The following is a 21,717-nucleotide window of genomic DNA, read 5'->3' as shown; positions in this document are numbered from 1 at the left end:
CCCATATCCTCCTGACCCACCACAATCCCACTGTAGGAGTGAGCCTGCTCGCGATGACGGCCAACCAGCCGCCTCATCTCCATCAGATTCACCCAATCCCAACTATGGGAGCTGGCCTGCCAGCGAAGGCGGCCTGCCAGCCGACCCAAATCCTCCTGACCCACCACAATCCCACTGTGGGAGCGAGCCTGCTCGCGAAGGCGTCCTGACAGCCACCCATGCTGCTACTGACTGAACTCGAACCCATTGACCGAACCTGCTCTGTTTCCCGAATGACAGGAACCCATTAAATTTTTCCTTCCAGCTTCGTTTCTTCGACAGGCTCATTGCGCGTGGACGCAGGGGTGTTTCCAGAGCGGATCCGCCGTACGCCTTGTTTGTGGCGTCTGGTCCGTTCGTTGGCATGTCGATCAGGAGCAAGCGTGACGATTTCCAGACAATTAACCGGGCTGACCTTTGCCGGCGTGTTTTTCGGCCTGAGTTGTTCAGCTCATGCATTGAGCCTGGCCAATGAGGTCAGTGCCGATATTCGCCGTACCGCTTTTGGTGTGCCGCATATTCGTGCCCATGATGAGCGCGGGCTTGGGTTCGGTATTGGCTATGCCTATGCGCAGGACAACCTGTGCCTGCTGGCGAACGAGATCGTGACGGTCAATGGCCAGCGTTCACGTTACTTCGGTCCGGATCAGTTCACCGTTGAAGAGCGTGAAAATCGAGTCAGCGATGTGTTCTTCAACTGGCTCAATACCCCCGAGGCGGTCGACACCTTCTGGCAGGCTCAACCGGCTCAGGTTCGGGATCTGGTCGAAGGCTACGCTGCCGGTTACAACCGTTATCTGGACGAGCGCCGTCAGCAGGGTTTGCCACAACAGTGTCAGGGCGAGTGGGTGCGCAAGATTGCACCGCAGGATCTGGTCAAGCTGACCCGTCGTTTGCTGGTCGAGGGCGGTGTCGGGCAGTTTGCCGAGGCCTTGGTCGGCGCTACGCCGCCGCAAGCGACAGCGGTGGTTGAACACGATAGGCAGGCTTATCAATTGGCCGATGCGCGCCAGCAACGCTTTGCCCTGGATCGCGGCAGTAATGCGGTGGCTGTGGGCAGTGAGCGTTCGTTCAACGGGCGCGGGATGTTGTTGGCCAATCCGCATTTTCCGTGGGTCGGCGGGATGCGGTTTTATCAGATGCACCTGACCATCCCGGGCAAGCTCGACGTCATGGGCGCTGCCTTGCCCGGTCTGCCGGTGATCAATATTGGCTTTAACCAGCACCTGGCCTGGACGCACACGGTCGATTCATCGAAACACTTCACCTTGTATCGCTTGCAACTCGATCCGAAAGACCCGACGCGCTACCTGCTCGACGGCAAGTCGCTGCCGATGAACAAGCAGACCGTGACCGTGCAGGTCAAGCAGGCTGAGGGGCAGGTGGTGGCGGTCTCGCGTGACGTCTTCAGTTCGCAGTTCGGGCCGATTGTGCAGTGGCCGGGCAAGCTCGATTGGGACAAGCAATACGCCTATAGCCTGCGCGATGCCAACCTGGAGAATGACCGGGTGTTGAATCAGTGGTACGCGATGAATCAGGCGTCCACGCTCCAGCAGTTGCAGGATTCGGTGCACAAGATCCAAGGCATACCGTGGGTCAATACGCTGGCCGTCGATGACCAGGGGCAGACGCTGTACATGAACCTGTCGGTGGTGCCCAACGTCAGTGCTGACAAACTCGCGCAGTGCAGCGATCCGCGGATTGGCACGCAACTGATTGTGCTCGATGGCTCCAACAGCGCCTGCGCCTGGGACGTTGACCCGCACGCCGCGCAGAAGGGCATTTATGCCGCCAGCCAGTTGCCGCAATTGCAGCGCAAAGACTTCGTCCAGCATTCCAATGACTCCGCATGGCTGACCAACCCGGCGCAACCGCTGAGCGGTTTTTCACCGCTGATCAGTCAGGACGGTCAACCGCTGGGCTGGCGCTCGCGTTTTGCGCTGGATCGTCTAGCCACGTTGAGCAAGAAAGGTCCGCTGGCAGTGAAGGATTTGCAACACATGGTGATGGATGATCAGGTGTATCTGGCCACCCAGGTGATGCCGGATCTGCTGAAGTTCTGTGCCGCGAGCCTCGGTGCCAATGCGCAGGCGCTGAAACCGCTTTGCGCCAGTCTCAAGGCCTGGGACGGTCGGGCCAATCTGGATTCGGGGGTGGGGCTGGTGCATTTCCACAACATCATGCAGGCGCTGCAGGATTTGCCGGATGTCTGGCGTGTCGCGTTCGATCCCAACGATGCCCGGCACACGCCGCGAGGTCTGGCGATCGAGCAGCCAGCGGTGGCCAAGGCGTTGCGTGAGGCGATGCTGGCGTCGGTCGAATCGACTGCGAAAATGGGCCTCAAGCCGCAGAGCCGTTGGGGCGACATCCAGGTCGTCAGCAGTGGCGGGCAACAGACGCCTATTCACGGCGGGCCGGGCACGTTGGGAATTTACAACGCGATTCAGAGCGTGCCTCGTGAGGACGGCAAGCTCGAAGTGGTCAGCGGTACCAGTTATCTGCAAGTCGTGACGTTCGATGAAAACGGTCCGCACGCCCAGGGGTTGCTGGCGTTTTCGCTGTCGAGCGATCCGGCGTCGAAGTATTCGCGGGATCAGACCGAGGCGTTTTCGAAGAAGCAGTGGAGTGTGCTGCCGTTTACCGAGCAGCAAATTAAGGCTGATCCGCAATATCAGGTGCAGACTGTACGCGAGACGCTGGGCAACGCGGGGAAAGTCGCTGCTCAGTAATTCCCGGTGTGTTCATGGTGTCGAAGCTGAGGGCCGCATCCTGCAAGGGGTGCGGCCTTCAGCTTTTTGGCGGTTGTTGCGGCATCGAGTTGATCACCGGGTTGCCTTCCTTGTTGCGCGTCAGGTAGACCGGCAGCACTTTGGGCAGACTGTTGGCGAGGTTGTTCAGCTCTTTGATGTTGTAGATGCCACCCACGCGAAGCGAACCGGTGCGGCTGTCCGCCAGCATCAATGGGTGGGTCAGGTAGCGGTTGATCAGGGGCAGGGCGTCGTTCAGCGCCAGATTGTCCAGCACCAGTTTGCCGCTGCGCCAGGCCAACGCTGCATCGTCGGGGTAGGTCTGGCTGATCTGCGGGATGTAGTCGCCGTGTTTGTAGCGCGCCTGCATCATTGGCCCCAGACGCAGGCCGTCACCCGGCAGGGCGCGATCGCTGGACACCAGCACCGAGCCTTCGACCAGGTTGACCCGCACTTGATCCTCATACATCCACACATTGAAACGCGTGCCGGTCACCCGAACCTTGCCTTCCCCTGCGCGCACGACAAAGGGATGGGCGAGGTCATGACTGACAGTAAAGAATGCCTCGCCTTTTTTCAGCGTGACACGGCGCTCATCCTTGTAGTTGCTAAAGGTCAGATCGGTGTTGAGGTTCAGTTCCAGCTCGCTGCCGTCGCTGAGGGTGACTCGACGCACCTCGTCGGTGGCGGAGAAATGCTCATGGCTGTTGGGCAACCAGCCAAGATTCCAGCCGGCATAGGCCGCCAGGGGCAGTGCGAGTGCGCACGCTGCGGCGACCGCAACGTACTGGCGCCATGCGTGCGAAGACTGTTGCGGTGCTGTGGCAAGCGCGGGCGCCGGGCGAGGCAAGTGTTCGGCGACCTCCCAGACTTCGAGCATGGCTTCGTACTCGAACGCATGTAGCGGATGAGCCGCGTGCCACTGCTCGAATGCATCACGCTCCTCATCCGTGCAATCGGCGGCGTGCAGACGCATGCACCAGTGCGCGGCGGCATCGGTGATCGCATCGTATTCGGCTTCCGAGAGGGTGTCTTGGGTCATTGAGTCATCCTGATTTTGCTCATTCTACCCTTTGCGGGAAGTGGCCGAGAACAGCAGTCATGGCAATTGCCCATCAAAAGTGGAACTTATTTTCCGCAGCGTTACCCAAAAAAACAGGACGCAACTGCCTACTATCCATAAATGGAGTGAAAAAATGATCAAAACGACTTTTGCTGCCCTGATCGCCACTGCCGGTCTGCTCGGCGCCGGCACCGCCCTGGCCGACAAGCCTGGCGCAGGCTGGATCACCATCGAAAAAGCCATCGAAGTTGCCAAGACCAAGGCCGGCTACGTCGAGGTCTATGAAATCGGCGCCGACAATGACGGTTACTGGGAAGGCGAGGGGCGCAAGGCCGACGGCTCCGTGTATGAATTCCGCATCGACGGGGCGTCGGGCAACGTGTTGCGCGACCAAAAGGATTAACCAGGCGGTTCATCCACTAAGTGTTACGGGTAGAAAAAGCGCTGGCGTCACGCCGGCGCTTTTTTTTGGGCTGTCATGGCGAGGATTGCGTGGTTCCTTTTTCGCCCGACGTTGGCGCTGGCAGCGGTATCGGCGCCGGAAGCGGGTCCAGTTCGCTGCCCATTTCGCTGATCAGCAGGGCGATTGAATCAGCGTTGGCCAGCATCACGTCAATGCGCGCCTCATCCGCCAGAGGATCGCGGAAGGCTTTACGCGCATCTGCGAGGTTTTTGGTTTTTGTAACGCTGAGAACTTTTTTGCAGGCATCGGCGGCGTCCGGCAACTGGTCGAGATCGACCCACACTCCGTTCTCGTCCTTGTGCGCGAACAGATGCGAAGCTTCAGTGAAGCGCGACAAGGATTTGCGCTGTTGATCGAGGTCTGCTTTGAGCAATTGCCCCTTGGCAGTGGTTGTATCGATAAGGTGTGGAAACGGCGCCATCGCCTCAGCGGAGACCAGATCTTCGCTATCGCAGATCAGATGCGAAAGCTCGTGCAGCAGCGCGACGGCGCGAGCATGCGAGTCGACATTGAATCTGGGCGGCAATACATCGGTGTACGCATCCATGCACGGGTTAAAAAAATGTTCGGTCAGGTGAAGGATCTTGCGTTTGTCTTCCTTGAAAACAAAGGCAACGGTGTCGTCGCTGTAGCGTGTATTCAAGCCGGCGAAAAAGCGCTCGGTATAGAGCATGTCGTCTTTGGGATCTGTCAGTTCGCGGCAAATGGGCAGGATGACTTTCTCGATTTTTCTGAGCAGCATGGGTGTGACTTGCGGTACTTCGAAGAAATGCCTGAGCAACCTTTCTACCCGTGTGCCACCAAGGTTGTCGCGATGTATGACGAAGTTATGCAGACAATTGAGTGCGTAGTTCCGCGCCCGCCCGACAGCTTGCTGTATCACGAAGGCTCGGGCGGGATAGCGCTGATTGATTTGGGCCATCCCTTTGGCCTGGATGTACATCATGATCGAGCGGCTTGACTCGACCTCGGTTTGAATACGGTTGCGCTGTTTCGAGCGACAGCGCTGAACCTGCTGACCCGCGCGCGCCAATACTAATCTGGCGTTCTTCTGTTCAAGGGCCGGCCCTGTACCCCCGTCTTTTTTGCGCAAGCACCAGCTTTTTTCAGACTGGACCACTCCATAAACTTTGCCGGCGATTGCCGCGTACTTATGCGTGGCGGCGGCATCCCCGTAAACCAGTTTATTGCCCTCGAGTTTGAGCTTCTCCAGAGCAGTGGTGGTTTCAAAACGCTGCAAGTCAAGGCGAGGGGACGTAACGGGTGATACTTTCGCCCAACGCGCAGCGGTTTCTATTGTCGTCTCGCCGGCAGTTTCGCCAGCCTTCGATACGGGAACCTGCGCTTGAGAGGCAAATTCGGCCGTTTCCTGTTCTGCTTCGGTTTCCCAGGACAGGCGCCCCAGACTGGCCAGGGTTATCCCGCCGGCGATGAAGTTTTTCACGGCGTTCGCCCAATGGTGGTCTTGAAGTCCTTCGGCGGATTTTTTGAAATCCTGATAACTTTTCCATAGAAAAACCAAAGAAGCGATTTTACCTGGCAACACGTGCGGAACCAGATGAATGCCATGACGCAAGAGACACTTCACAGCTTCCCAGTCCGATTGCGCGTTTACCTGCGGCTGGCATTTAAGCAAGTGGGTTAAGAGGCTGAGGGTGTCCTTGTGTAATTGCTCCAACAGATTGCCCGTGATGGGCGAGCGTTGAAGTTTGACGTCGCTGGCTTTGCCAACGGTTGTTTCCAACCGACTCCTGAAGATCGCTTGTTGCGCGGAAGGCAGACGGCGGATGATTAGTTCCTGAAAGTCCCCGGGCGCATTCAAGGCTTCGATCAACTGCTCGTCACTCTCGAATTCTCGAAATACTTCACTCGCGTACGGCGCATAGAGCACGCATGGGCCTGTGTGCCCGGTGCCCGGCCCGATGACATACAGCCCAAGCGTGTCGACAAAGTCTGCGCTGCCGGTCTTGATCAATGACAACGGGCTAACGATGGCGTGAGCGCCTTCCACCGTCGCACGCGCTACCCCGTCGGGCATGTCCAGAACCTGGCAAATGAAGTCGTACCCGGTGTCCGACAACTGTTGCTGCAATTTCAACGAGTGCGCGTGCTGCATCATTTGCCAGGGTAGCTGACGCACAAAGCGTTCTTTGCTGGTACTGGCAGAAGCACTGTCACCTGACAGCGCCTGCACCACTTTGTCAGTGTAGGCGGTGGTAATCCGGAGCGATTGCAGCAGTTGTCGTACCGCTGACTGATCGAGCTTTGCGGGTAACGTTGTGGTCGTGTTCGAAGCCACTTTGAAGCCAGTGCCTTGCGCAATGTTGTAATGCTGGAGGGCAAAATCGAGCAGATGGCAGGCAGGGCCGGCGAGCGTCAGATTCGGGATGATCTGAATATCCTGGGGCTTGAGTCCGTTATTCGGGAATCGGCTGTCGAGTAATGTTTTCAGTGTCTGCTCGACATGAGAGGCCAACGTCGGGACATTTTCGAGAAAATCCTTGCCGTCGATAACGCTGCGTCGCCATTGATCAAGCAAGTGCAGTTGCGTGGTTTGTTCGGCCACTGGCGCTTTGCGCAACCAGTCGGGGAAGTCCAAGTGACGAGAAAGGGCCTGCGCGAACTGGACCGCCCGGTTCAGGTTGGTATCGATGACGGTGGTTTTCATGTGGCCGAGAAACGCTGGGAGTGTGGCCTGATCCTTGGTGCAGGCGCGTAACACTTCGCAATGTGCGAGAAAGTGTTCAATGGCCGACTGCATGCGGTCGGTCGACACTTTGCCCTCAATCAAATGGAAAGTGCCCAGTGTGTACTGCTGATCCAGTCGACGTTGCTCAACTGCCAGGTTCTCCAGCACTGTCTGACTCTGGTTATTGTTGTCGAGCCGCTGCTGCAATTGCGTTTTCGCAATATCGATGTTGTCGAACGATTCCAGGCCGATGGCCGGGGTCCACAGAATGGCGCGCCCTGAATGCTCGACGTCCATGCCGCCGCGTTCGGTCAACAGGAGGCAATGGGCAAGCGGTAATTCGCCACTTTGGTCGGTGCGGGTGAGGGTCAGTGACCAGGCGTCCGGCCGAAAGCCATTGAGTGTCTGCCGATCCAGACGTGTGCTGAGTTTCGTGTCGAACACGCAATCGACGATGTTGCGTTCTGCCGCCAGCCATGAACCGCTGAGGTTTCTGATCTGCGATTCAGCGCGCAGCCCATCTTCGAAGGCCTGCGCCAGTTTCCAGCGATTGCTTTGGAGAAAAACACGCTGTTCGGTGCTGCTGAGGGTTGGCTGAGCTTTGAAAACGCTGGTGAGATTGTCCAGAGTCTGTCCGAGCGTTTTCGCCAGTTGCGCTGCCTTGTCGACCTGCGCGAGCGAGGTTGGCGGCGTGTTGGAATCAATCGGACGGCTACTCCAGCGCCCATCGACGTCAAGTTTGAGCAGGCGCTCGTGGAGCATCGAGCGGATATCCAGTGCCTTATCAAAAAGCGCATGAACATCGGTAGTGCGTGCACCCTGGCGAAATTGCTGCAAGGCGAATTCGACGTTCTGGCGTTGTTTGGTGATGATCGCCTCAAACAGTGCCGTCATGATTTCGCCAGCGATGCGCTCTCCGGCCACCTGTGCGTTGGCGAAACCAAGGTAACGTTTGCGCTCCTCCAGATTCATCAGCCCATACAGTTCGTCTTCCTGGCCGGCCACTGTGTGTGTGGCGATCAGCATTTGTTTAAGTGCGGCGTCGTTGCTGAATGCTTGCCAGCCTTGGCTGGGGCGGTAGAGCCAAGCCTTGTCATGGCTGGTCATCAGCGAGCCGGACAGTTCGACAGCGCCAGTCTCGTCGCGTAAACACACGGTTTTGAAAGTCGGCTTGCGCACCGGTCCGCTCGGCTCCCGGATCAAGCAGTGCAGGGCGTCAAACTCGGTGGCCGAGAGAAGTGCCGACTCGCGTTTGATCATCAGATCGGCACGCGCCTGGTCCTGTAACGTCTGGCTGAAGAATGTACGGCGGGGCGAGCCCTCGAACGAGGCGGCATTCCAGAACAGCTCCAGCTGTCGAAACAGCAGCATGGTCAGCTCGCGGGACGCGGACTTGATCGCATTGCCCCAGGCGATCTGGTCGGCCGCCACGCTTGAACGGCCCGGATTGGCAAACTCGACGGTCTGACCCGGCGGCCAGCCCTGACGGTGGAAATGCAGCAGCAGCGCCTCACTCAGCGACAGCGAAGCGAGCAATTGCCTGTTTTGCGTGGAGAGCGTCGGGGTATCCGCGAAAAATCGGACCCGGGTATGTGACTGTCGCAAGCCGGCAAAGTGGGGCTTGAGCAGTTCGTCGAGATTTTTTTCCAGCAATGCGGTGAGTGAAGGCAGACGCGTCAATTCATCCAGCAGATCGCGCGCGCAAGCCTCCTGGGATTCGTTGATCGCGGCTTTCTGATCTTCGAATACATCCCCCTCAATCGTTTCGCGGCTCAGCGTAATGGCTTCCTTACCTGTCAGCTCCTTGCGCCGTGACAGGGTGACAAACGCGAGTAGATCATCCGTGTCCTTCGCCTTGTCCAGGCGCGTTTGCAAGGCAGCGATCAGCGCTGGGGCATCGCTGAATTTTTTCAGGCCATCGTAGGGCGTGTACAGAAACGCGCCATGGCCATCCGCGCTGGAGCTGAGCATGAAGCTGCCGGCCAAGGGGACAGGCAGTTGCTTGTCGGCGTTGAGCAGAATGCGTTCGGCCAACATCAGCGGTGTCTGCGCGATGCGCAGGGAGTGGGTGGCCAGTTTCACGTGGGCGAGCCACGCAAGGTCTTCGCTGCCGAGGGCGTGGGTGGACCCCGAGGTAGCCCGCTGACCTGGGGATTGAAGAATGTCTGGAAACAGCAGTGGAGCAGTCGAGCTGGGCATCATCGGGACTCTGAACGAGGGCGCCATGGGGCGGGACCGTCAGAATAAATAGGTGGCCTCAGCGGCTGGCGGTAGACAGTTACCGCACACGCCTGATTGAAATGTGCAGTCAGGCGAGTCCTTGATTGTCGTGTCATCGAAGGGTTGACAGCCGACAGCTGCGCCATGGTTAATCGCTGGGCAAGTCGTTCGTACGCTGTTGTTCCCTCCAATAATCATTCTGGAGCTTCAGATGTCTGCGCCACACGATCATGTGTCCCCTGTTGTCTCGTCCTCGTTGTCTCTCGAAGCGCTGACGCAATTGCTTGAAACGATTTTCCTGCGGCATGGCACCTCTGCGGAAGTCGCGCGAGTGCTGGCCGCCAACTGTGCCGGCGCTGAACGTGATGGCGCGCACAGCCATGGCGTGTTTCGCATTCCTGGTTACGTCTCGACTCTTGATAGTGGCTGGGTCAACGGACAGGCGGTGCCGCAAGTCGAAGACGTTGCCCCCGGATTCGTGCGCGTCGATGCCGGCAACGGTTTCTCCCAGCCGGCCCTGGCGGCCGCTCGGCCGTTGCTGGTCGAAAAGGCGCGGCACGCGGGCATCGCCGTGTTGGCGATTCGCAATTCGCATCACTTCGCCGCGCTGTGGCCGGACGTCGAACCGTTCGCCGACGAAGGCCTGGTGGCGCTCAGCGTGGTCAACAGCATGACCTGCGTGGTGCCGCATGGCGCCGACCGGCCGTTGTTCGGCACCAACCCGATTGCCTTCGCTGCACCCCGGGCCGGCGCCGCACCGATCGTTTTCGACCTGGCCACCAGCGCCATCGCCCACGGTGACGTGCAGATCGCTGCGCGCAAGGGCGAAAAACTGCCGGTCGGCATGGGCGTCGACGGTCTCGGTCAACCGACCCAGGACCCACGCGCCATTCTGGAAGGCGGCGCGTTGCTGCCGTTTGGCGGGCACAAGGGCTCGGCGCTGTCGATGATGGTCGAGTTGCTGGCTGCGGCGCTGACCGGCGGCAACTTCTCCTTTGAGTTCGACTGGTCGAACCATCCCGGGGCGAAAACGCCGTGGACCGGCCAACTTTTGGTCGTCATTGACCCGAGCAAGGCGGCGGGGCAAAGCTTTGCCGAGCGCAGTGAAGAGCTGGTGCGGCAGATGCACGGTGTCGGGCTCAAGCGGTTGCCGGGCGATCGCCGACATCAGCAGCGCGCCAGATCGCTGGCGCAAGGGATTGCGCTGGACGAGGCGACGCTGGCGCAGTTGCGCGAACTGGCAGGGCAGTAAGGCGCCTGAGGAAATAACGGCAACAAAAAAGGCGAACCCCAAGGTTCGCCTTTTACATGGACGTCAGACTCAACGACGCCCGAGCAACAACCCTACCACCAGACCGAACCCGGCGGAGATCGCCACGGTCTGCCACGGGTGTCCACCGATATAATTTTCAGTGGCCTCGACCGCCGGTTTGGTGCGATCACGCACGCTGGACACCGAATCCAGCGCCTGCTGCAGTTTCAACGCTATTTGTGCACGCAGCGTTTCCGCTTCTTCGCCAACCAGTGAAGCGCTGCTCTTGAGCAGTTTGTCCGATTCTTCAATCAGGGCCTGAAGCTCGCTGAAGGCTTGATCCTTGATTTGATCATTGGCGGCTTGCGAGGCGGTTTTACGGGCCATTGGGTGACTCCTTGCAGGTGAATGGACAGTGAGTAATGGAGTGTGGCGCCGGCTGGAAAGTTGCACTGAATTTAGCTCAGTCACAAAACCTGCGCGGGAGATTTCTGTCGAGCGTGTAAGATGTCGTCATTTTACGCAGCAGGATAATTCCCCATGAGTTTCAATCTGGCCGACAAATCCCTCGCCGAGCGCGCCGCGCTGGAAGATGAGAAATCCCGTCTGTTCGAACTCTGGCAAAACAATCTGGGCAAAGCCAAAGGCGAAGCCGCGCGGTTGTTTGGCGAGCGGGGCAAGCGCAAGGGCAAATGGGCCGAGTGGGTCCGTGCCGAACTGGACGGCATGTCGCCACCGGAATTTGCCAACATGGTGCGCAGTGAAGTCAATCGACTGATGGCCGCGAACAAGTAGCGCTTCAGACAAACGTCGCGGCAATCACCTCGCGGACCTTGACCACCAGCGGATCGACCCGCGTGCTGGTGCGCCAGCCCAATTCGATCGGATAACGCGGCAGCTTCAGCGGGCAGGGCAGCAGCGCCAGGCCGCTGAGCGCCGCGATGCTTGCGGCCGCGTGCGCGGGAATCGTCGCCACGGCCCGACTGCCCTTGAGCAAATACGGCAGCGCGGCGAAATGCGTGGTCGAGGCGCACACCTGTCGACTCAGGCCCAGCGCGGCCAATCCTTCATCGGTAATCCCGATAAACCCGCCGGACGACACCAGAATGTGCTCGCGGGTAACAAACTCTTGCAAGCCGATGTCCTCCTGGCCGGATTCCAGACTGTCGGCGTCGACCAGACAGGCGTATCCGCCTTCGCCCAACACCTGCCGGCTGAGCAGGCGCTCGGCAAAGCCACCGGCGGTGATTGCCAGGTCAATGCTGCGCTCCATCAGGGCACGGGCAACAATCTGGCTGTGGGTCTGGCGAAAAATCAGCCGCAGTTTCGGCGCGTGGCGGGCGATTGCCTCGATCAGGCGTCGGCCGTAAGCGATTTCGAAATCATCCGAAAGACCAATCGTGATCGAACGACCGTCGTACGCTTGCGCCGCCGGATCGACCATCGCCAGGCTTTGCCGACATTTGTTCAGCGCCTCGCTGACCACCGGTTTCAACTGATTGGCTTGCAGCGTCGGCGCCAGGCCACGACCGGTGCGCACGAACAGCTGATCGCCATAAACCTCGCGCAAACGCCGCAGCGCCGCGCTGACCGCCGATTGCGTCACGCCCAGGCGCAGCGCGGCGCGGCTGGCGCTGGATTCTTCATGCAGCGCTTCGAAGACTTTCAGCAGGTTGAGATCGATGTCGGCGATATTCATTTGGCTCATATCATTCAGCAGTGATTCGGTCTTTATTCATGATCGCGTGGCGCCGCAGAATCGGCAACCTCTGAACCTGATGGAGTACCGCAATGCCCAAATCAATCGTCGCCGCGCTGCAAATCGGCGCCTTGCCCGGTGGCAAAGGCGAAACCCTGGAACAGATCCTCGACTGGGAGAACGCCATCGCCGAATCCGGCGCCGCGCTTGTGGTGATGCCCGAAGCGCTGCTCGGTGGTTATCCGAAAGGCGAGGGGTTCGGCACGCAACTGGGCTATCGCTTGCCCGAGGGGCGCGAGGCCTATGCGCGGTATTTCGCCAATGCCATTGATGTGCCTGGCGCAGAAACCGAAGCGCTGGCGGGGCTGTCAGCCCGCACCGGGGCCAATCTGGTGATCGGTGTGATCGAACGCGCCGGCAGCACCTTGTATTGCACGGCGCTGTACTTCGATCCGCAAGCCGGACTGGTGGCCAAACACCGCAAACTCATGCCCACCGGCACCGAGCGGCTGATCTGGGGCAAGGGCGACGGCTCGACCCTGCCGGTGCTCGACACCCAGGTCGGCAAGCTGGGCGCGGTGGTCTGCTGGGAAAACATGATGCCTTTGCTGCGCACGGCGATGTACGCCAAGGGTGTCGAAGTCTGGTGCGCGCCGACCGTGGACGAGCGCGAGATGTGGCAAGTGAGCATGCGCCACATTGCCCACGAGGGGCGCTGTTTTGTGGTCAGCGCCTGTCAGGTGCAGGCGTCGCCCAATGAGCTGGGCGTGGAGATTGCCAACTGGCCTGCGGATCGCCCCTTGATCGCCGGCGGCAGCGTGATCGTCGGGCCGATGGGCGATGTGCTGGCCGGGCCACTGCGCGGTGAGGCGGGGCTGCTGACCGCTGAAATAGACACCGACGAACTGATCCGTGTCCGCTACGACTATGACGTGGTCGGCCATTATGCGCGGCCGGATGTGTTTGAGTTGTCCGTCGATGAACGGGTCAAGCCGGGGGTGCGTTTCAACACATAGACATCAGGCTGAAGAAGGTCCTGTAGGAGTGAGCCTGCTCGCGATATCGGTTCATCAGATAAATCTTTATCGCCTGACACACCGCTATCGCGGGCTCACTCCTACAATGGTTTTGTGTGGCTTCCACAAGTAGGAGTAGACCGCTCAGATGTGCGCGTGACTGGCTACCAGGTCGCAGCACTGGCCTTGGGCAAACTCAGCTTGCCGCTATCGGTAAACCGCATCGTGCCAAACAACCCGCCCGCCAGTTTGCCGCGTAGCACGTAGGGCAGATTGTCGAGGCTTTGCGTCTGGCTCAGGCCCAATGTCTGGCGCAGTACCGAAAACGCCGAAACGCTGACCGGGACCGTCACCACGGTTTCCGAAAAACGTGGGATCGAGCCGCTCTGATCGCTCACACCTGACGCCAGCGAATGGCCGTTGACTTGCAGATCCAGGGCGATGCCGTTGTAGTCGATGGCGGTATCGTTGGGATTCTGCACGCGCAGCTTGATGGCGAAGCGCATCTCCAGTTCCTGGCTCGGCAGCGGTTCGAGGCCGACCACGTTGATGTTCACCGGATCGCGATGGGGAAACAGCGCGCAGGCACTGAGCGACAGCAGCAGTAGCGACAGGATGACGGCGTGGACGCGGCGCATAAATACTCTCTCGAAAAAAGGGCTGAACCGTTGCCGGTGCAGCCCTTTCTGTCGAGGCCCGGAGTCAGCGGTTCAACTGTGCGACAGCCGCCGATGGGGCAGGTTCACCCTTGGCCGGCATGTCCGGGTTTTCCATGACTTGTAGAATAGAGGCTTCCGGGTCGAAATCGTCTTCCTCCAGCTCGATGAATTCTTCTGGCAGGAAGATGTTCAGCACGATAGCGCACAACGCCCCGACGGTGATCGGCGACTCGAAGATGTTGCGCAGCGCTTGCGGCAACTCACGCAGCACCTCGGGCACGGCAGCAATGCCCAGGCCCATGCCGAGGGAAATCGCTACGATCAGCATGTTGCGCCGATGCAGGCCGGCCTCGGCGAGGATCTTGATCCCGGCCACGGCCACGGTGCCGAACATCACCAGTTCAGCGCCGCCGAGCACGGGTTTGGGCATCAGTTGCAGCACCGCGCCAATCATCGGGAACAGCCCCAGCAGCACCAGCAGACCGGCGATGAAGAACGCAACATAACGACTGGCGACGCCGGTCAGCTGAATCACGCCGTTGTTCTGCGCGAACGTGACCATCGGCATGCTGTTGAACACCGCGGCCATCGCCGAGTTCAGGCCGTCCGCGAGCAGCCCCGACTTGATCCGCCGAATATACAGCGGCCCTTTCACCGGTTGCCGGGAAATCATCGAATTGGCAGTCAGATCACCCGCCGCCTCCAGCGGCGAGACGAGGAAAATCACCGCCACCGGGACGAACGCGACCCAGTCGAAGTTGAAACCGTACTTGAACGGCACGGGCACGCTGACCAGCGGTACTTCGGGCATCGAGGCGAAATCCACCGTGCCCATCAACCACGCCACCCCGTAGCCGAGGGTCAGGCCGATGACGATCGCGCCCAGCCGCAGGAACGGCACGTCGACGCGGTTCAGCACCACGATAGTGCCAATTACCAGCGCCGCCAGGGCTATATGGCTGGCCGCGCCCAGATCCGCCGCGCCGAAGCCGCCGGCGATGTCGGTCATGGCGACTTTGATCAGCGACAGGCCCATCAGCGTGATGATGGTCCCCGTGACCACCGGGGTGATCAGCATGCGCAGCTTGCCGATGAACTGACTGAGCACCACTTCAATGAACGCCGCGAAAAAGCACACGCCGAAGATGGTCGAGAGGATTTCGTCGGTACCGCCGCCACGCGCCTTGACCATGAACCCGGCGCTGAGAATGACGCTGATAAAGGAAAAACTGGTGCCTTGCAGGCACAGCAGCCCCGAACCGACCGGGCCGAAGCGCTTGGCCTGGACAAACGTGCCCAGGCCCGACACGAACAGCGCCATGCTGATCAGGTAGGGGATTTCACTCTGCAGGCCGAGGGCGCCGCCCATGATCAGGGTGGGGGTGATGATGCCGACGAAACTCGCCAGCACGTGCTGCAACGCCGCAAACACGGTGGCGGTCAGGTGCGGACGGTCGTTGAGGCCGTAGATCAGATCGTTGTTGCGCGGGGCTTTATCAGAGGCGGTCATGGTGAGGTGCGTGCCACAAAGCGCGGCCGGGTCAGAAAATGGAGGCGCAGGATGCCGCAAGCGGGCGGCGAGGGCAACGAGCAATAACTGCCTGAAAGGTCAGGTTTTATTGGGCGCCGCGCTTAGGCAAAGCAACGGCGGGAGCCAGCGTGCTGGCGATAGTGCGAATTGCGCGGCTATCGCCAGCAGAGATTGACGGTCTGGGGTTAGCGAGCGCGCTGCGCCAAAGCCCGCTCCATCCGCGTAATCCCTTCTTCCAGCAGGGCACGCGGGCAACCGAAGTTCAGGCGTACGAACTGCTGGCTCTGATCGGCGAAGTCCACCCCCGGGCTGAGGCCGACCTTGGCCTGCTCCAGGAAAAACTGCTGCGGATTGCTCAGGTCCAGTGCCGAGCAATCGAGCCACGCCAGATAGGTGCCTTGCGGCACATTCAGGGTCACGCCCGGCAGGCGGCTGCGCACCGCGTCCACCAGCCAGTCACGGTTGGCCTGCAGATAGGTTTTAAGCGCCGCAAGCCACGGCCCGGCTTCGCTGTAAGCCACGCGGGTGGCTTCCATGCCCAGCGGATTGACGCTGTCGACCATGCCACAACGGGCATGGTTGACGCGTTCGCGCAGGGCGGCGTCCTGAATGATCATGAACGAAGTCTTCAGCCCAGCGATGTTGTAGGCCTTGCTCGCCGACATCAGCGTGATCGTGCGCCGGGCAATCTCCGGGCTCAGCGATGCAGTAGGAATGTGCACGCGCCCGTCGAAACACAACTCGGCGTGGATTTCGTCGGAGATGATCCACGCGTCTTGCGCCACGCAAATGTCGGCTACCGCTTGCAGTTCCTCGCGGCCGAACACCTTGCCGATCGGGTTGTGCGGGTTGCTCAGCAGCAGCGCGCCGCCACCGTTCAGCGATTCACGCAGCACATCCAGTGGCGTGGCATAGGTGCCATCGGCCTGAGCCAGGAATTGCAGTTCAACCTTGTTCAGGCCCCAATGCCCCGGCGCGTGGCGCAGCGGCGGGTAGTTCGGTACCTGCACCACGACATTCTGCGGCGCCTGCACCAGCGCCTTGAGCGCCATGTTGAAACCGGACTCGACGCCGGGCAGGAAGATCAGTTCCTGTGGCTTGACCTGCCAGGCGTATTTGTTCCAAAGATCGGCGACGATCGCTTCACGCAGGTTGTCCTGAGCCACGCTGTAACCGAGCAACGGGTGCAGCAGACGCTGTTGCAAGGCTTCGATCACCACTGGCGGCGCGGCGAAATCCATGTCAGCGACCCACATCGGCAGCACATCGGCCGGGTAGCGGCTCCACTTGGTACTGCCGGTGTGGTGGCGGTCGAACAGCTGATCAAAATCGAAAGTCATGCGCGGTCTCGTGAAGGCGGGATATTCATGGGCGCCATGATAAGCCCATGACCCTGCCGGAGCGAGCCTGCAGGTTCCATGGCGGCGGGGGCAATGTAATTCTCGATTTTTCGGCCTTTGGTGACGCGCAATTCAGCCGGTCCGCCCGACGATGCAGGGTGGATGCCCTCAGAATCCCAGCGGGTACTGAACCACCACATAGAGACGGTCAATATCATCGCCGGCCTGCGCCTCGTTGCCGCGATGGGAAACATGCGAGAGCTGTACCGACAAGTCCTTTGCCGCCCCCGACTGAACGATGTATTTCACATCGATATCGCGCTCCCAGTGCTTGCCGTCTTTGCCTTGCTGCGGCTGGTACTCGCCACTGTCGGCATCAAACGGGTTGTAGGCGCCGCCCTTGGGCGCGTGGGTGCCGTCGATGTGGCTGCCGGCGACGTAGCGGGTCATGAAGGTGAGACCGGGAAGGCCAAAGGCGCCGAGGTTGAGGTCGTAGCGCGCCTGCCAGGAGCGCTCGTTGGCACCGTTGAAGTCAGCGTACTTGATCGAGTTGGCGAGGTAGATCGAGTCGCCGCCGACGAAATCGAACGGCGTGTCGCCATGGATGCGTTGCCAGCCGAGCATCACCGCGTGCGGGCCGAAGGCGTATTTACCAGACAGGCTGACAGCGGTGTTGTCGATCGCACCGGCCAGGGCTTGTCCGGTATCGCGGGTGTGGTAGAGGTTGGCATCGATCAGCAGACCCGATTGTTTGAAGTGCAGGTTGCCGTAGTACTGATGCCAGGTGTCGGTCAATTCGGCGGCGTAAAGTGCGCCGCCCAGCGGACGGTCTGCAAACAGGTCGGCGCCGACAAAACTGATCGCACCGTGCTCGGTACTCGCGCCGTAACCGTAAAAATCGCCTTTGCCCGAAGTGCTGTCCTGGTTCTTGAACGCAGTGAAATGTCCGGCCTGCAAATTGACGTTGTCGATCTCCTGGCTGCTCAGCAGAAAACCGCTGGCGTATTCCGGTTGCAGGCGTTTGTCCGAGGTATCGAATACCGGGGTTTCCACGGTCATTTCGCCAAAGGCGAGGGTAGTGCGCGAGGCCTTGAGCTTCAGCGCACCACCGGCGCTGGCGTAATTGCTCGCGCTGCGCCCGTCGCTGTCGACCGGCAGCAACCCGGTCCCCGAATGACCTTTGCCGCCGTCCAGCTTCAGGCCGGAAAAAGCGTGTGCATCGAGTCCGAATCCAAGCGTACCGGCAGTGAAACCGGATGAGAAAGTTCCGATAAAGCCTTGTGCCCATTCCTGTTTATAGTTTTTTTCGCTGGCTGAGGGCGAGCGGTAGTCGTTGTTCAGATAAAAGTTGCGACTGAGCACTTCGCCGCTGGCATCGTCGAAAAAGCCGCTGGCGTGCGCGGTTGCGTTCACCCCGCAGAGCAGCGCAAGCAGAGTGAGGTGCGTGGAGACACGGTCGATCATGATCAGCGGCCAGCGGCAGTGGAGATGACCGCGATGATCGAGCAATGGCAGGCGAGGGGATTGAGCGGATGTGCTGACTTGACTCCATCATGCCCACGCAGGGATTTTGTCTGAATTGAGATGAGCATCCCGACGCAGAACCCAGTGTGGGAGCGAGCCTGCTCGCGAAGACGGTGTGTCAGGCAACGGAAATGTTGGCTGACACAATGCAGTCGCGAGCAAGCATCACTCCCGCAGTCCGGGTCAGACGCGGAACTGGCGCAGGAGGCCGTTGAGCTGTTCGCTCAGTTGGCCCAGGCGCACGCTGGCAGCGCTCGATTGCTCCGCGGCGATGGCCGTGCTGTGGGAAAGTCCGGCGGCCTGGGTAACGTTCTGGTTGATGTCCTCGACCACGTGCGCCTGTTGCAGGGTGGCGCTGGCAATCGAAGCATTCAGGCCATTGAGGTTACGTAACGCCTGGCCGATGGCATTGAGGCTCGCACCGGCAAGCCCCGCCTGTTCGATGGTCAGTTGCGAGGCTTTGCTGCTGTCGCCGATCACCTTCACGGCGGCCTCTGAATGATTCTGCAGGCGCTCGATCATCGACTGGATCTCGGCGGTCGACTTTTGCGTACGCTGCGCCAACAAGCGCACTTCGTCGGCCACTACGGCAAAACCGCGACCTTGCTCGCCGGCCCGCGCGGCTTCGATCGCGGCGTTGAGCGCCAGCAGGTTGGTCTGCTCGGCAATCGAGCGGATCACCTCCAGCACACTGCCGATCTGGGTGCTTTCAGCGGCCAGGGTGCGAATCACTTCAACCGCTTGATCGATGGTTCCGGACAGCTTGTCGATCTGCTGCAAGCTGCCATCGATATTGATCTGGCCCTGTTGCGCCTGCGCTTCGGCATCGCGCATTTCCGCAGCAGCGTGCTCGGCGTTTTTGGCCACATCCTGCACGCCATAGGTCACTTCGTTGATCGCCGTGGCGACCAACTCCATTTGCTGCGATTGCTGCTGGCTGCGTTGCTGGGCCTGGGAGGCATCGTTGCCCAGTTCGCTGGAGGACTGGCCCAGCGCGCTGGCCGACACTTGCAGTTCGCCGATGACCCGACGCAGTTTGGCGGTGAAGGCATTGAAGTGATGGGCCAGTTCCGTGACCTCGTCCTTGCCATGGGTATCGAGGCTGCGCGTCAGGTCGCTTTCACCGCTGGCGATGTTGGCCATGGCGTTCACGGTTTCCTGTAGCGGACGGACAATGCTGCGCGCAATCAGAATCACCAGCAGCGCCATGATCAGCGCAATCGCCAAGCCGATGGCCGAAGCCTTGATCATCTGATCCTGAAACTCCGCCTGCACGTCATCCACATAAACCCCGGACCCGATCACCCAGCCCCACGGTTCGAACAACTTGACGTAGGAGGTCTTCGCCACCGGGTCGGTGGCGCCCGGTTTCGGCCAACGGTAGTTGACCATGCCAGCGCCCTTGGCCTTGGCGATGGCGACCATTTCGTTGAACACCGCAAAGCCGTCCGGGTCGCGAATCGCCGAAAGATTCTGGCCTTCAAGTTTGGGATTGGTCGGGTGCATGACCATCACGGGGGTGAGGTCGTTGATCCAGAAGTAATCGCTCTGGTCGTAGCGCAAGCCACGGATCGCGGTCAGCGCCTGTGTCTGCGCGGCTTCCTTGCTCAGGGTGCCGGCGGTTTGCAGGCCGTGGTAGTAGGTCAGCAAACCGCTGGCGGTCTGCACCACATGTTCGGTTTTCTGGGCTTTGGCGTGATACAGGTCTTCGTGGATCTGCTTGAGCATCAACACGCCCAAGGTCAATAACATGACCACCGCCACAATCAAGATGAGCCACAAGCGTCGGCTGATCGACACACTGCGCAAGCTGTTCATAACGCTGTCACTCCGGATTCTTGTTCTTGTAATAAACAACCGCGAGCATCCAATCAGCTTTTGCCGATCGGGCATACGCGACCCAAGTCGTATAACGCCGCAGCGCTATTAAGGCTTGTCTGTTAGGATTTCGGCCCCGCGCGTGAAAACCTGAATGCAAATTGATATTTCACGGAATTTTTACCGTTTCGTGTGGATCCTGTGCGCGCGGAATCGGTACAGCTTTTTCAAGCTACGCTGAACGCAGTGAACGTAAAAAAATACTATCGGGGCATGCCGGCGTGCATCGCTCTTTGGGGGATTGATGGATCTTTGGACCGCCTTGCAGGCATTGATACTGGGAGTTGTAGAAGGGCTGACGGAGTTTTTGCCCATTTCGAGTACTGGACACCAGATCATCGTCGCTGACTTGCTGAACTTCGGCGGCGAACGGGCCATGGCCTTCAACATCATTATTCAGCTCGGCGCGATTCTCGCGGTGGTCTGGGAGTTTCGCCGCAAGATTTTCGACGTGGTGGTAGGGTTGCCGACCCAACCGGGCGCTCGGCGTTTCACCGCCAACCTGCTGATCGCGTTCCTGCCGGCGGTGGTGCTGGGCGTAATCTTCGCCGACCTGATCCACGAATACCTGTTCAACCCGATTACCGTGGCGGCGGCCCTGGTGGTCGGCGGCGTCATCATGTTGTGGGCGGAAAAGCGCCAGCACGAAGTGCATGCCGAAACGGTCGACGAGATCACTTGGCAAGACGCACTGAAAGTCGGTTTTGCGCAATGCCTGGCCATGATTCCTGGCACTTCGCGCTCCGGCTCGACGATCATCGGTGGGCTGCTGTTCGGCCTGTCGCGCAAGACCGCGACCGAGTTCTCGTTCTTCCTCGCCATGCCCACCATGGTCGGCGCGGCGGTGTATTCCGGCTACAAATATCGCGACTTGTTCGTGCCGGCGGACTTTCCGGTGTTTGCCATCGGTTTCGTCACCGCGTTCATTTTCGCGATGATCGCCGTGCGTGGCCTGCTCAAGTTCATCGCCAACCACAGCTATGCGGCGTTTGCCTGGTACCGGATCGTGTTCGGCCTGGTGATACTCGCCACCTGGCAGTTCGGCTGGGTGGACTGGACGGCGGTCAAGCCATGAGCGATTCCCGTGGACGTCGCCCTGAGGGCCGATCTTCCAGTGGCAACATTCAGCACCTGAAGCTCAAGCTGCTGGTGCTGCTGGGTGTGTGTGCCTTGCCGTTGTTCGGCTCAGTGTCGATGTGGCTGCGGGGGATTTCCCTGCTGCCCCTCGCGGCGTACGGGATCGTCAGCGTGCTGGCGTTTTTCCTGTACTGGGCCGACAAACGCAAGGCGCGCGCCGACGCCTGGCGCACCCCGGAAAACATCCTGCATGCAGTTGAACTGGCCGGCGGCTGGCCGGGCGCACTGATCGCCCAGCAGGTATTGCGGCACAAGACGCGCAAGGTGTCGTTTCAGATTCTGTTCTGGGTGATCGTGCTGTTGCATCAGGTGTTCTGGATTGACCAGCTATTCCTCGGTTCGAACCTGTTGACCTTGTTCTGATTAAGCATACAAAGCCCCTGTAGGAGTGAGCCTGCTCGCGATAGCGTAGTGTCAGTCGACATCGCTTCAGCAGGTAAACCGCTATCGCGAGCAGGCT

17 protein-coding genes are annotated in these 21,717 nt (G+C 59.9%); 8 read left to right on the top strand and 9 right to left on the bottom strand.

Annotation, left to right across the window (positions count from 1 at the left end; all coding sequences use genetic code 11):
• Both HU743_RS27280 and HU743_RS25185 read left to right on the top strand, forming a co-directional pair.
• The coding region (locus HU743_RS27280) for a hypothetical protein (RefSeq protein ID WP_238351791.1) at positions 1 to 209 on the top strand (209 nt) is incomplete at its 5' end.
• Positions 210 to 422: 213 nt separating this feature from the next.
• Positions 423 to 2,768 (top strand): penicillin acylase family protein, encoded by a 2,346-nt coding sequence (locus HU743_RS25185; RefSeq protein WP_186651949.1) that lies wholly within the window; start codon positions 423 to 425, stop codon positions 2,766 to 2,768.
• 58 nt (positions 2,769 to 2,826) lie between these two features.
• Here the strand turns inward: HU743_RS25185 and HU743_RS25180 are convergent, their stop codons facing one another.
• Positions 2,827 to 3,828: a FecR family protein gene (locus tag HU743_RS25180; RefSeq protein ID WP_186651947.1), complete on the bottom strand. Its 1,002-nt coding sequence runs from the start codon at positions 3,826 to 3,828 to the stop codon at positions 2,827 to 2,829.
• 154 nt (positions 3,829 to 3,982) lie between these two features.
• Between HU743_RS25180 and HU743_RS25175 the strand changes: the two genes are divergently transcribed.
• Positions 3,983 to 4,252, top strand: coding sequence for a PepSY domain-containing protein (locus tag HU743_RS25175; RefSeq protein ID WP_186651946.1), 270 nt, complete (start codon positions 3,983 to 3,985; stop codon positions 4,250 to 4,252).
• A gap of 73 nt (positions 4,253 to 4,325) precedes the next feature.
• On the opposite strand, the gene HU743_RS25170 is transcribed toward HU743_RS25175, so the two are convergent.
• A complete protein-coding gene (locus HU743_RS25170; RefSeq protein WP_238351789.1) occupies positions 4,326 to 8,972 on the bottom strand; it encodes a DUF6543 domain-containing protein in 4,647 nt (1,548 codons plus the stop codon).
• Between the two features lie 460 nt (positions 8,973 to 9,432).
• On the opposite strand from HU743_RS25170, the gene HU743_RS25165 reads away from it, so the two are divergent.
• Positions 9,433 to 10,473, top strand: a complete 1,041-nt coding sequence (locus HU743_RS25165) for an Ldh family oxidoreductase (RefSeq protein ID WP_186651942.1) — start codon at positions 9,433 to 9,435, stop codon at positions 10,471 to 10,473.
• Positions 10,474 to 10,542: 69 nt separating this feature from the next.
• Here the strand turns inward: HU743_RS25165 and HU743_RS25160 are convergent, their stop codons facing one another.
• Positions 10,543 to 10,860, bottom strand: a complete 318-nt coding sequence (locus HU743_RS25160; RefSeq protein ID WP_186651940.1) for a DUF883 family protein — start codon at positions 10,858 to 10,860, stop codon at positions 10,543 to 10,545.
• Positions 10,861 to 11,013: 153 nt separating this feature from the next.
• Between HU743_RS25160 and HU743_RS25155 the strand changes: the two genes are divergently transcribed.
• Complete coding sequence (locus HU743_RS25155; protein WP_007917411.1) at positions 11,014 to 11,268, top strand: hypothetical protein; 255 nt, start codon at positions 11,014 to 11,016, stop codon at positions 11,266 to 11,268.
• Between the two features lie 4 nt (positions 11,269 to 11,272).
• Here HU743_RS25155 and HU743_RS25150 read toward each other — a convergent pair whose 3' ends face one another.
• Positions 11,273 to 12,181, bottom strand: a complete 909-nt coding sequence (locus HU743_RS25150) for a LysR family transcriptional regulator (RefSeq protein ID WP_186651939.1) — start codon at positions 12,179 to 12,181, stop codon at positions 11,273 to 11,275.
• A gap of 83 nt (positions 12,182 to 12,264) precedes the next feature.
• On the opposite strand from HU743_RS25150, the gene HU743_RS25145 reads away from it, so the two are divergent.
• On the top strand, positions 12,265 to 13,188 hold the full coding sequence (locus HU743_RS25145; RefSeq protein WP_186651937.1) for a carbon-nitrogen hydrolase family protein: 924 nt from the start codon (positions 12,265 to 12,267) through the stop codon (positions 13,186 to 13,188).
• Between the two features lie 164 nt (positions 13,189 to 13,352).
• On the opposite strand, the gene HU743_RS25140 is transcribed toward HU743_RS25145, so the two are convergent.
• From HU743_RS25140 to HU743_RS25120, 5 genes are all read right to left on the bottom strand, one after another.
• A complete protein-coding gene (locus tag HU743_RS25140; protein WP_186651935.1) occupies positions 13,353 to 13,826 on the bottom strand; it encodes an LEA type 2 family protein in 474 nt (157 codons plus the stop codon).
• Between the two features lie 64 nt (positions 13,827 to 13,890).
• On the bottom strand, positions 13,891 to 15,357 hold the full coding sequence (locus tag HU743_RS25135) for a nucleobase:cation symporter-2 family protein (RefSeq protein WP_186552435.1): 1,467 nt from the start codon (positions 15,355 to 15,357) through the stop codon (positions 13,891 to 13,893).
• Positions 15,358 to 15,563: 206 nt separating this feature from the next.
• Positions 15,564 to 16,718 (bottom strand): PatB family C-S lyase, encoded by a 1,155-nt coding sequence (locus tag HU743_RS25130; RefSeq protein WP_186651933.1) that lies wholly within the window; start codon positions 16,716 to 16,718, stop codon positions 15,564 to 15,566.
• Positions 16,719 to 16,886: 168 nt separating this feature from the next.
• Entirely contained in the window at positions 16,887 to 18,182 is a 1,296-nt protein-coding gene (locus HU743_RS25125) for an OprD family porin (protein WP_186651931.1), read from the bottom strand.
• A 243-nt stretch (positions 18,183 to 18,425) separates the two neighbouring features.
• A complete protein-coding gene (locus HU743_RS25120; protein ID WP_186651929.1) occupies positions 18,426 to 20,060 on the bottom strand; it encodes a methyl-accepting chemotaxis protein in 1,635 nt (544 codons plus the stop codon).
• A 304-nt stretch (positions 20,061 to 20,364) separates the two neighbouring features.
• On the opposite strand from HU743_RS25120, the gene HU743_RS25115 reads away from it, so the two are divergent.
• Positions 20,365 to 21,195 carry an undecaprenyl-diphosphate phosphatase gene (locus HU743_RS25115; protein WP_186622351.1) on the top strand — a complete coding sequence of 277 codons (831 nt, stop codon included), beginning with the start codon at positions 20,365 to 20,367 and terminating at the stop codon, positions 21,193 to 21,195.
• Positions 21,192 to 21,620 (top strand): DUF1294 domain-containing protein, encoded by a 429-nt coding sequence (locus tag HU743_RS25110; protein ID WP_186651910.1) that lies wholly within the window; start codon positions 21,192 to 21,194, stop codon positions 21,618 to 21,620. The genes HU743_RS25115 and HU743_RS25110 overlap by 4 nt, the downstream gene beginning before the upstream one ends.
• Positions 21,621 to 21,717 lie beyond the last annotated feature (97 nt).

The sequence above is a fragment of the Pseudomonas sp. SWRI99 genome, assembly GCF_014270125.1.
Lineage (GTDB): Bacteria > Pseudomonadota > Gammaproteobacteria > Pseudomonadales > Pseudomonadaceae > Aquipseudomonas > Aquipseudomonas hamedanensis.
The sequence above is the reverse complement of the archived record's forward strand: the minus strand, read 5'-3'. Positions and strand labels throughout refer to the sequence as shown.